The organism is Leucobacter sp. UT-8R-CII-1-4, assembly GCF_030010235.1.
Lineage (GTDB): Bacteria > Actinomycetota > Actinomycetes > Actinomycetales > Microbacteriaceae > Leucobacter.
Window position 1 is genome coordinate 222931 of the sequence record NZ_JASCRS010000001.1, and the last position, 12462, is coordinate 235392.

At 57.2% G+C, this 12462-nt stretch carries 5 protein-coding genes; 2 read left to right on the plus strand and 3 right to left on the minus strand.

The features are described from left to right. Window positions 1-66: 66 nt before the first annotated feature. Both QBL02_RS01035 and QBL02_RS01040 read right to left on the minus strand, forming a co-directional pair. A complete protein-coding gene (locus QBL02_RS01035; RefSeq protein ID WP_282724492.1) occupies window positions 67-1974 on the minus strand; it encodes a hypothetical protein in 1908 nt (635 codons plus the stop codon). Window positions 1975-2166: 192 nt separating this feature from the next. Beyond that, the gene (locus QBL02_RS01040; RefSeq protein ID WP_282724493.1) at window positions 2167-5541 is read right to left on the minus strand and encodes a LuxR family transcriptional regulator; all 3375 of its coding nucleotides are present in this window, start codon (window positions 5539-5541) and stop codon (window positions 2167-2169) included. 269 nt (window positions 5542-5810) lie between these two features. Between QBL02_RS01040 and QBL02_RS01045 the strand changes: the two genes are divergently transcribed. After that, a complete protein-coding gene (locus QBL02_RS01045) occupies window positions 5811-7634 on the plus strand; it encodes a VCBS repeat-containing protein (protein ID WP_282724494.1) in 1824 nt (607 codons plus the stop codon). Window positions 7635-7742: 108 nt separating this feature from the next. On the opposite strand, the gene QBL02_RS01050 is transcribed toward QBL02_RS01045, so the two are convergent. Then, a complete protein-coding gene (locus tag QBL02_RS01050) occupies window positions 7743-10322 on the minus strand; it encodes a S8 family serine peptidase (RefSeq protein ID WP_282724495.1) in 2580 nt (859 codons plus the stop codon). Window positions 10323-10559: 237 nt separating this feature from the next. Here QBL02_RS01050 and QBL02_RS01055 point away from each other — a divergent pair, with 237 nt between their 5' ends. Beyond that, entirely contained in the window at window positions 10560-12425 is a 1866-nt protein-coding gene (locus tag QBL02_RS01055) for a BspA family leucine-rich repeat surface protein (protein ID WP_282724496.1), read from the plus strand. Window positions 12426-12462 lie beyond the last annotated feature (37 nt).

Genomic DNA, 12462 nt, shown 5'->3' on the forward strand with positions numbered 1-12462 from the left:
GAAGGGCCACACCATTCATGGGGAGAGATGAATGATGTGGCCCCCTCAATGAGAATTTGGTGTTACTCACCTCCTCTTACTCATGCGCCTTGATTCGCGGTGTCCGAGTGCCGTCGCGCCGATCCCCAAGAAGAGGAAGGCCGCGGCGAGAGCCAGAGGCAAATCGTCATTTCGCTCATTGCCTGTGACCGCTAATGGGCTTGGAACTGGCTTTGTCACGTGAACCGGAGTGGCCGTAGGTGTCACCGGAACCGGCACGACCGCTGGTGGTGTGACTGGTGTGGTCGCGCTCGAACAATTGTTCTCAGAATTTGAATCCGCCGGGGTGACGACCCGAAGCAATTCGACTTCTTGCGGGGCTGTGTCGACACAGGCAGTGTTCACCACTTCGCTCGGTTCAGCGTCTCCGTTCAGAGGCATTCCAACAGATGCCTCGAAGACAATCGTTGAGCTCGATCCCGCCAAGAAGTTTCCGTCATAGGCGAGGGTAAGACTGCCAGAATCGCTACTCTGAACTGTCCAACCGTCAAGGTCAACAATGTCACCAAGCGTAAGACCCGCTGGGAGCAGGTCAGTCACCACAGGATCGGGAGCTGCAGCTGGGCCGGCGTTCGCAACGGTGAGGCTGTAGTGAATCGTATCTCCGCTCCAAACTCCGCCTTCCTTAGCTGTCGCGGTCTTTACAATCGAAAGATCAAAAAGTGATGCCGGGCAAGGCTCGATCTCACTCTCGAAAGGTCCGTAACTTGCTTCATGCGTATCGTCGCTCAGAGTAATCTCATATGTTCCCGCGCCATCTAGAGTGACCGGAGCTGAGGCCACAGCAGCGGTTGCCGTGAACTCGTATTCCAGAACTATCTCTTCGCTGGAATTCGTTACCACTGCGGTGTAGTTGACACCAATGATGAGGCCTTGCATCTCAAGAGTGGCTGCTGTCGGCGCCACCTGACCGATTTCCGTGCACGGTGTAGCGATGAGGCCCGCAGTTGGGAAATCAAGTGGAGTTGGGCATGGGAAGACCGTGAACTCAAGCGAGCTTGATTGCTGTGTATCCAGGTCAGTCACGGTGACGAGGTACTCCCCCGAACCGTTCAGGCCAAGCTCAACCATTGCGGTGGCCCCGCTCGCAGAAACATCTTCGGAGTCAACAAGCACACTGTTTTTGGTGACCGTCACACGATAGCTGTTGCCCTCCACCAAGCTAGCGAGTGACACATCGACCGTGGCTGGCAGCGAATCACTGACCGTCGTGCACTGATCGACACTCGCCTCAGACACAACAGGAGTGGGAGCCTCGGGCTCGTTGCAGGAATTCTCGTAGATGGCTTGGGTCTCGGAGTTCCAATTCTGGCCGGCGAACCCGTACTGAGGAATGGGCGGAATAATGTCTCGTCCTTGTTGATGATGCGAGCCCACATGCCCCTCAAGCACGCCCATATTCGCGGGATAAATGAGGTTGTAACCGCCATTGCCTTTGCCGAGGGCGTGACAGATCCACACGTGGTCGAGAGGCTGATCATCTTTCTTTGCATTGTCACCAGATGGAGCTTGGGCGCGTGCGTTTGAAGCCGCAGTCGCACCGATCGGAGCGGATGCAACAGTTACGGAAGCTGGCGTCTCAGCAGGAACAGAATCTGCGGCTTCGCTTCCAGCTTGCTCTGGAACAACTGCTTCCTCAGTGACCCCTGCGGCGGGTGTCGCCTCGGGAGGCGCCTCGGGAGCAGCCTCCGGCACAACTTCGACCGGCGCAATTGGCTCAGCTTTGGGTGCAGAAGCAGTGGGCTCAAGGGCTTCCGAAGCAGCGGGCAGTGAACTCTCGACAGGCGCGTCATCGGCAAATGCGACGGCGGCTGGAGCAAAGGTAAGTGCGGCCACAAGGGTGATCGCACCGAAGCCGCGAGCAACGCCCCATCTTGCTACGCTCTGTTTCGACCCCGATTGTCTGTGCGACAACCTTCGTGAGTGGATAAGCATCAGAAACCTCCTTGTTTCCACGGCCAATCAACGTTTTGTTGGGCCGCTTATGCGGAAACAGTAGGTTTCTGGACACCTGGATTTATCGCATGCGCCAAATCCCGTTAGTCGTTTCTAGGTTTCTCGGAGCGAGCAGAGTTGAGCGCGGTAGCGCATCGCAGGTGAAGGCAATATCTTGCCAATTGCAGCCACCTAGCTCAGGAGTTGCCTGCGGCTAGCAAGGCCCAGCTTTCGGAGCGCATTTTCCAGATGAAAAGCAACCGTGCTGTAGCTGATCCGCAGTTCATCTGCGATCTCTGCGTTGCTGCGGTCTGCCCTCGCGAGCGAAACGACCTGTCGCTCGCGAGCGGTCAGTCGTGCATTCTTTCGAGGTTGACTCGACATTGCTGCGTATTGAAGATCCGCGTAGAGGTGGGGGCTCAAAAGCTCACGCCGCGATGACAATCCGAGCTTCTTCAAAATGTTTGACATATGAAAACAGACGGTCGATACGCTGATTCCACAACTCGCAGCGATTTCCGCATTTGATGCACCCCGAGTCGCAAAAATGACCACGTCGCGTTCCCGAGGGGTCAAGAGTTCAACTCCGCGGATCGAGGTGAAAAGAATTTCCTTCGACGAAGTCGAAGCGCCGGGCGCGCTATCAAGGCCGGTTCGTGCCGCATCTAGCAGTTGCCCCACACGAACCGCGTCGGGCTTCATGCCCATTCGCGTATAAATATCTAGAGCAATTCTGAGATACCTTCGAGCTCGACGCCGGTCAGATCCCGCAAGGAGCATGACACGGCCGGCATCCGCTGCAGCTCGGGCTTTTGCCGCAGGGTATTGGCCAGATGAAGCCGGGCGCAGAACGTCTTCGGTGTAGGCCCGGATGGCTTCGCGGTGGTAGCCATAGGCCTCAAAAACTCGCCCCTCGAGCCACCTGAGCGAACCGTGCACTTCTGAAAACCCTGGTGCTGCGCAGTTTCGCAACAATTCCAATTCGCGATCCGCTTCCTCAGCGCGCCCAAGCGACGCAAGGGCATCGACCTTGAATGCTCTGATGTCTGGCGATCGCAACAACCTCGTCGCAAATGGGCCATCAGGGTCGAAGACTGCGAGTTGCGCATCAGGATCTTCATGGAGCCTGGCGAGGGCAATGTGCGCCCACATCTCGATTTCACACCCCACCGTTTCGTAATCGGTGACCGTGGTGTGAGCCATCGCTTGAATGCTCGACTCCCAACCTGCTTCTGTGCCAGCCTCGGCAGAGATAACCGCTAGCAACGCATAAAACACCGGGCGGCTGGCCACATCCATCACATCGAGGATCACCATTTCAGAGGTTTGCAATGTCTTCGAAACCTCAGCGATGTTCCCGAGCAGGTAGCCGCAATAGATGAACTGCGCACGAGCCATACCTTCCGCCCACCCCGCTGCACCTCTCAGGAACATCTCGCGGGTGCGAACAAGATCGTTGTATGCAAGCGCAATATTGCCGTAATCGGTGAAATAACCGGATCGAAATACCAGAGCATCAAAAAGCGCAGAGGTTTCATCCGGCGCCGCCTCGATGTAGCGAGTCAGCGCCTCGAACTCGAGCTTCGCCGATCCAGCGTCACCGAGCGAGCTGGCTCCGTAGAGCAGGAGCCCGGTCGACCTCAACAGAATGTCGTACGCACTTGGCAGCCAACGCAGTGCCGAATTGAACCTTTCGACAGATAGTTCGGGCATCTCGGCAAGTACTGCGGAGAGCTCTCTGGCCAAGCGTAAATGGGTCATGCCAAAGTCTTGCCCACCACTAGCTGGTGCGGCCATCATTCCGAGAACAAGATGAACATGCGCTCGAATAAGGAGCGCTTCTGACTCGGAAAACTCAGGCGCTCGTTCGCCCTCGCTATTTACCTTCGCAGCTCGTAGCTGCACCTCGGTCGGGAGTCTGGCGAGTAATTCGCTGCCAAACCGGTAGGCCCAGTCGTGATCTCCGTGAAGAAAACGAGTGTGCAAAAGCGCAAGGTCGCGTAATGGACACGAAGGCAAGGCTTCGATGCGAGGAATAAACGGCAGCAGCCGCGGGAGGACGGCCAGGGCAGCACCCAATGTATACAACTTGAGAATCAGTGCATTGGAGAGCAGCGGGGCAGAATCTGCGGTCGCGTCGATGGCATGCTGCATGATTCGAAACACCCGTTCAGTGTGTTTCGCTTGAACAGACTCAGTCACAACCTCGTCAAGCTGTTCGAGTACCACCTTCGTCGGTGATGTTTGCTCGATCCGATGCGCCTCAAGACGCCAGCGAACAGACCGGTACCGGCCTTCTGGATCCCGCGTTGAAATCGTGGCAGCACCGGCCCTGAGGATTGCGGCACGATACTCGGTCGCGAGTTCTCTGCTGATGCCTGCCGCCAAAAGATCGTGAAAGAGCGAAAAACTTGGACCGATTCCCCTTCGGGTTCGCCTGCCACTGGAGTCGCTGGCCGCCAGCAGCCCAGCTTGAATCGCCTGTTCGAACGAGGTTGTTACTCCCAGGCGTTGGCTCACGGCAGAGCATTCTTGGTAGGTCAATGGCACGCGCAGCACCGCCACTATTTCGACTGCGACCCGCGCGGGTTCGGAGAGGTCTTGCAGCCAGCCTGAGAACGGGGTCGCTGCGGCCAAGGCGTCAGTGATCATTTCGTCAGGAACATCTTCATCGAACTGGGTGCGTTCACGGGTCGGGGCAGACACTCGCTGCGCCAACACGTCGTGCAGCGAGTTCACTGCTCGATCGAGCAGTAACGGTAGCCCAAACGATGCTTCGCTCAAGCGTTTGGAGAGCGCATACGAGATCTCAAGGTGATGCACGGCGGAGGCATACGAGCGAACCTGCCTGGCGTCAAGCGGCAGTAGCCGCAATTCGCGGCGTATACCCCAAGGATGTCTCGCAGCGTTGCCAACAGCTTCGGAGATTTCTGGAACCCGAGGAGAGCGGCCTGCGAACACGACGCAGCACCCCGTTGGCCAGGGCTGCGCTACTACAGAGCGCAATACCTGCATTGATTGCTCGTCGGTCCACTGAGCGTCGTCGACGATCAGGAGCAGTCTGCGGCGGCTCGAAAGGCCCCTGGTCAATGCCGCATAGCTGGCTCTAGCGAAGCGAAGGGAGATAGACATTGGCCGCCCGTCTGCCTGCGCGTCTTCGCTCTCAGGGCTTTGGCCATTGTCACTTTTCAGAACTAGCGGATCTTGCACACTTCGTGGCTGGAGCATCTCGATATCAGTGCTCTTGCCTGCCGTCACCACGATGCGTTCAGCGAGTGAAAATGGCGTGTGAAGTTCGTGCTCAAGCGCGCTCACGTGCACGATGCGCCATCGCTCAAGATGATTTCGGGACCAAGATTGTGCGGTTGCGTGAAGTTGTTCGGTCCACACGGTCTTGCCGATACCGGAAGGCCCGATGACCGTATAGAGCGCAGTGCCCGAGTTGCGTGCTTCTTGAAGCAATTGTGTTGGCTCGTCATGAGCCTGCAATGAAGGCAATGTCGGCATGTTCCAGACCGGCATCACCGGAGGTGACCCCGCACTGGTCAAATCACCACTTTGAAACATGTCAAACCTAAATGATCTGGTTTCGACTTCCCCCGCTGATGGTCCCTCGTGAAGAAGCGCCCCTTACGCTTTTCAGTCAGTCAGCTGTGTTCATTTTACGCGCAAAGAGACAAGTGTCCACCTTCTAGTTCTCAATGGAAGTCCAGCAAAACAGGTCAGAAACTCGAGATTTTTTACTATTGGTCCGATCTAAGTTAGCTAACCCTTAGTATGATCTGATGGGGCGCGAATTCGTGTGCCCATCGATGTTTCACTAAAGGCTTTTACACATGCACAGATCCACCCGCCGCGGCTTCGCCACCGTGGCCCCCGCAGCGCTATCACTCACCCTGTTGGCGCTCCTGACGGCACCTGCTGGGGCAACAGCCGCAGAACCAACTGCTCCGTCCACAAAAAGCACGCCCCTGCAAATCTCCGAAAGCGCGACGCTCACCGGAGAAGACGGAAAAGCACTTGGTGCCACCGCATCACAGGTTTCGTGCGACCTCAACGGCAACGGGATTCCCGACCTGGCCGCCGGCAACTATCAAACATTCGACTCATCGCCAGGAGCAGTCGGAGCATATGTCGTACTCGACGCTGATGCGTCACACAGTTCAGGAGCCATCGAAGACCAGGGCGCCATTCGGATTATCGATAGCACCAACAACTACATGGGCGGCGTCGATGTTCGCTGCGCAGGCGATGTGAACGGTGACGGCTACGACGATCTTGCCGTTGTTGCGCAGGGATACGGCCTGTTCATTGTGCTCGGCTCGGCCGACTTCGCAGAGATCGAACTCGACAATCTGGGTGCACGCGGCAAAACCGTACTCGGTTCGATCACGCGCGGCAATGGTGTCGGAGACGTCGACGGTGATGGCTTCGACGAAATCGCTGTAACCGACACCACCGGAAAGGTGACGGTCTTGAACTTCGAAGAGCTCGCTGACACAGGCGCGCTAGCTGACACCACCGGCCCACGCATTTCAGGCCAGGGTATCGACCTGGTCTCAGTAAGTCGGGCGGGCGATATGAACGGCGACGGACGAGAAGATTTGGCCGTTGGCGCCTCCTCATGGAAAGCACCGGGTGCCAGTAGCTTCGGCACCGGTGCGGTCTGGGTGATTACCGACCTCAGCGCAGACGTCACCATTGGCGCGGTTGAAATTCCAGGTTTCCGAATTGATGGACCGCCACGCGGTTACGACCTCATGGGCACCTCAACGGTTGGCCTCGGTGATATCAACGGCGATGGTTATGCAGACCTGATGATCGGCGGCGAGTCAGATGAACCGCTACCCGGCAGCGCTCTCGTAGTACTCGGTGGCCCCGACGGTGAAAACGTGATCACAAACCCGCTCGCTGAGGGCGCGCCCGCGGTTCGCTCAGCACTCAACGAAGCGCAGCGCGGCTGGTGGATCAATGGCGGCACTTCGGGCGACCACTTCGGTCACGCCGTAGGAGCAGTGCGGATGAGCGACTGGTCGTTGCTATTGATCGGCGCGATGGACGGTAGCGCAGGAGAAGGACTCGAGGGTTCTGGCTACATTGCAATGGTTGACTCGCGCGCGCTGGTAGATGGCTCACTTCCGCTCTCGGACAGTGGCGTTCTCGAAGCCACCAATCTGCAGGCCGCAGGTGGCGAGGGCAGCAAGTTCGAGGGCGCCGCGATCATTCACGGAGACTTTGCAAATCAACGTCTCGGTCGATCCTTCGCAGACCTCACCCGAGACCCCTCAGCAAGCCGAATCGATTTTGCCGTTGGCGCTCCAGCGCTCTTCACCTGGCAGGGTGAGGTGCCATCAATTCGTATCTACTCCCTCGAGGTGCTTCCCGCTGAAGAAGAAGGCGGCGGAAACACGGGTGGCGGAAACACTGGTGGCGGAAACACCGGAGGCGGCAACACGGGAGGCGGCAGCACCGGAGGCGAAAACGCAGGCGGCGACACCGGCGGCGGCAAAAACACTGACGGCACAGTCGCCAATAGCGATCTCGCAAACACCGGCTCATCGCCTACCGCTAACGGCATCGCGGCACTCAGTGCGCTGCTCCTAGGCGCTGCCGGCGTCGCTCTGTTCCTGGCACATCGCGCCACTCGGTCAGAACGCTAACCGCAACGAGAAAAAGTTCGGCTCTCACCTGACCCGAACACGCAAAGGGCCTCCATCAGAACTGATGGAGGCCCTTTATTTGCACCAAGCCCAGTGCCGCATAAACGGCTAGCTTTGTTTGTTCTGCCTGCGATACGCGAGAGCAAACGCCGCGGCAGCGGCAATCAGCAACATTGCCCCGGCGGTACCGATCCAAGGACCAAGGTTCTCTGAACCGGTGTTACTCAGCTTGTCTTTCACGACAGGCGTCTTGCCATCTGGTCCGGTGGATCCCCCGTCGTCATTCGCGAGCGTCTTCGCTTCGATGGTTTGAGAAGCGCCGACGCTATCGCCCTTGGCCAATGCGATCAGTTTGATGGAGTATAGGGTGTTCGCTGTCAGTCCAGAGAATTTGTAGCTCGTTGGCAGTGGCGATCCAACGAGCTGACTTGTTTCAATCTCGTTGCCCGGAACCGCGTCGCCTTTGTAGAGCACGATCAAATAGCGTTCAACCGGGGCCTTCGTCGCAGCGCCTCTGCCAGCGTCTGCCGATTGCGGAGCGTCCCAGGCGACCGTGAGCGAATTCACCTGTTGTTCTGCCACTTTCAGGCCGGTTGGCGCTGCAGGTGTCGGTGCAGGGAATTCTTCATCAATTGCATTCAGCAGCCCAAGCGCGTCAATCAGGCCCGCACCAAACACGTGCTCGTTCGCAAATCTTGGCGCATAGGGGTTGCCAAGCGGCACACCATCAACCTCGGTGCGAGCCGTACCAATAACGTGTTCGGTAAGCTCCGTTCCGCTCAACTCTGGGCGGTACGAGAGAGCAAGCGCAGCAACGGCTGCGGCGTTGGGAGCCGCCGCAGAGGTACCGTCAAATCGGTATACGGTCTCGCCGTCCTCAATATCTTCCTCACCAAAGAAAGTGGTTTGGGTGCCATCAACCGAGACAATATGCGGGATGTTCACGAGCTGCGGTGCGGCCAAGCGTGGCGCAGGGGTTGGTCCGCTCACCATTTCATAGAGCAAAGTACCTGGTCCGAGCGATGAGTAGTCCCGAATCACCGTCGGGTTTTGCCATTCCATGGACCCCACGCTGATCGCAGAGCCATCAGCAGAGTGTCCGTAAGAGCTCTCACCTACCCAGTCGTGCACACCGTCTCCCATGAACTGACGCTCAGCAACACCGTCACCTCCACGAGTGAACTGAATATACAGCGCTGGCGGTGGCGTTGCTGCGTCATGCGCCGCGCGGACGACGACCATACGCACCTTCGCACTCAGTGGCAGGTTGACCTTGCCGCTGAGCGAGGTGAAAGGACCACCGACCATTCCAATTTCGTTGACGAATTCTGGATCCTGCGCTGGATCGAGCTCACGGTAAAACTGAATTTGGAATTTGCTGGTCACACCGAACATGGCTTCGCCGACCGCGCCGTAGAGGTTGACGGGAAACTCGGTGGCAAGCTCTGATTGCCTGGTGGTCAAGGTGTCATAGGCCTGCTGTGTTGAGCCGTTTGGATCGAAGTCCATGCAGTCCATACCTACGGATGCGGCGGGTACCTTTTCGATGGTTGTGCCGTTCATCACGTTGACGGTCACCCAATCGGGACAGGTCATTTGCCGATAGGCGTTGGTTTGCCATGAGCTGTGCGGAAGCCCCTCATTCGGCCCGCTAATAGAAGCAGCAGTCGAGTTTCCTGCCGAAGTGAAGTAAGCAACACCCTTTTCTCGTTTGACTTCTTCGATCACTGCAGAAATAAGTCCCTTCTGGTAGTAGGACTCTGACGACCAAGAAATGTCGTCAACAATGATGTCAGCTCCCGCGTTTGCGAGCAGCTCGATGTTCTGCGCCATGCCAACCTCGCTGAGACCAGCATCGGCAAAAAGTAGCTTGGCCCCCGGCGCAATACCGTGCACCAGTTGCGCCATCGCTCGGCCCTCGTCGTCGCCGTCGTCACGTATGTCGGAAAGGAGTTCTACCGGGGTCTCCCTGCCGCAGGGGTTTCCAGTTCCCGGCAAAGCACCGGAATGAACGTCGTTTTCCATCGAAGTAGGAACGGTCGTTTGATTAAAAGAATCAGAGATGATGCCGATGGTTACACCGGTGCCGTCAACGGCGTAACTCGAACGGGCTTCGTCTGCTCGAAGCGGTGCATCTGCTTCGATTGGAATTGGCCCGCAAGATGCTGGTCCTGCCGCAATCGCAGACGTCTGCAGCGCACCGGCCACCGGCAAGGCCCGCCGAAGCTCTGCCACCGTCTGTGAAGCGAGTTCGCCACCGACGAAAGGCTCAAGGGTTGGTGTCACACTGAGGACTCCGGGGATCTCACTCAGCTCGTCAATGTGCTCGGGAGCCACTCGAACTTCTGCAACCGGAATCAGGTCGAGCATTCGATCCACCGAAGCATATTGTGCGAGGTTTTCAAGAGTCGCGTCGTTTGGGGCTTCGTCAAAAAAGACGGTAGCACTGACGCGATTCTCAGCGTCAAAGGTCAGACTTCCCGCGCCCTCAAGAGGCAGGGAGGCCGCCTCGCTGATCTGCTCGGGGCTCGCTCCAGATTCGGCGGCAACCGAAATCTTCTCTGAGAGAGTGCCCAGTGGGGCGGCTTCCGTCGGTTCTTCTGCTGAGGCCGCGACCGAAACACCGCACATCGTTATGAGTGAAAGTGCGGCAATCGCTGAGAGTGCGGATGAGGTTTTTCGGCGCATAGTCTCTCCTTGACTGTGTGCGGAAGTTCACCCTCCTCTGAACACACAAACAAAAAATATCTGAACTTTTCGCCAGTCTCGGCTCTCGTTCCTATTTCTTTCGCGAACTGCATCGAATGTTCGCAAAACCGCGCTTCATGACCCGTTTTGTAGCCGAGAGTAGACTTATATGTACTGACGACTGAAAAATAGAGAGCGAGCGGGCGCGCCAGCCCGTGGATGATGAGGAACTACCGGATGAGAACATTTGTCGCGACTATTGCAACTGGAGCACTTGCGTTTGGTGCTCTGGCAGCATCGCCAGCTGGCCCCGCCGCCGCTGCAACCGCCGCCTCGGCACCATCTCAGACGATTCTGAAAACCGAACTGCCCGCGAGCATTCCCACGAGCGAGCCGGGTGTCACGTTTGAATCCGGTGTGCTCACGATTGGCCCGGGCACTATGCCCGATTACTCGTGGAATGGTGCGCCTTGGCATAACTACCGCGGCGAAGTTGAGCAGATCGTATTTTCACACCCTGAGCAGACCGCACTCAGCGTTATTGCAAACGGTCTCTTTGGTTACATGCCAAAACTCACCACCGTGACAGGCATCAGCGATGTGTATGTCGGTCACACGACGAGCATGTTTAGGCTGTTTACCGAGGCCAGCTCCCTCACCTCAATCGACCTCTCAGGCTGGGATGTCAGTAAGGTGCAGTCGTTCGGAGACATGTTTAAAGACGCGGCAGCGCTTAGCTCGATTGACGTCTCCGGCTGGGATACCGCCTCTGCAACATCTTTCGAAGCGATGTTCACTCGTGCAAAGAACCTAGAAACCGTCGATGTTGCAAACTGGAATCTCAGCAACGTCACCAGCACTGCCTACATGTTTTTTGGGGCAGATTCACTCACAAGCATCGATACCTCAGCCTGGCAAACCGGCAACCTTGAGAGCTCGTTTGGAATGCTCACAGGCACCAACCTCACTTCGGTTGATGTGAGCAGCTGGGACACCTCAAAACTGCGTACCGCAAGTTTCATGTTCTCAAACATGACCAAACTGAATTCACTTGATGTGTCGAATTGGAACACAACAAGCCTTACGGATACAGGACAGATGTTTAGCGGCACGAAAGCATTGAGCTACATCGACGTGTCGCGTTGGGATACCAGTTCCCTGCAAAACACAATAGGTATGTTTCAAAACGCTTCGGGCCTGAGCACGCTTGACGTCTCGCAATGGAACACCGAGAATCTGCGCTATGCCCGACACATGTTCGAGGAGTCCGCGGTGCGCGAACTCGATGTATCTGCTTGGAACACCGCAAAGTTGGAACAGGCTGATTACATGTTCGAGAACATGCATAACATCACAAAGCTTGACGTCAGCGCCTGGAATCTCGCAAGCCTCATTGATGCGCCAGGAATGTTCTCAAGCATGTGGAAACTTGAAGAGCTCGACCTCAGCGGCTGGGACCTCCGCGGAGTGACGGACCAAAGGCGAATGCTCTCATCACTCACCTCGTTGAAAGTGCTGAAGCTGGGTGAACACACGACCCTGGCTCCCGATGTCAATCTGTATTCGCCACTCGCAAACGCACCGTACACCGGGCGCTGGGTTGCCGTTGGCGCTGGCAGCATTGATGTACCTCGCGGCGCCTGGGATGGCGAAGGTGCCGACGTCGCAACTCGATCACACTCCGGACAGGCCGACACCTACGTCTGGCAGCAAACAATTGAATTGCGTCACGTTCCAAACGGCGGTTCGGGTGATCCAATTTCAGTCTCGGGTGTCACCGGATACGGCCTGACCGTTGAAAAAAATGTATTTGAATACCTGAAGCACAAGTTCGCGGGATGGACCGCCGCAGCAGATGGCAGCGGAAGCAAATACAAAGCTGGAGACGTTGTGTTCTTGCCCGGCGGCATGACGGAGGTGTACGCGCAGTGGACCACCGACGCCGTACCACCGGTGAAGCCCGAAGTAGTGAAGCCAACCGAACCCGCACTTGTGAATACCGGCAGCGAACAGCTTCCTCTCATCGCGATTGGCGGTGCCGCGATGCTCAGCGCAGTTGGTATCTGGCTCTACCGCAGAATCGCGCGCGGCAAGTCTGCCTAGTCTTCTCGCCGAGTAGCCACGCACACAACACTGCGGG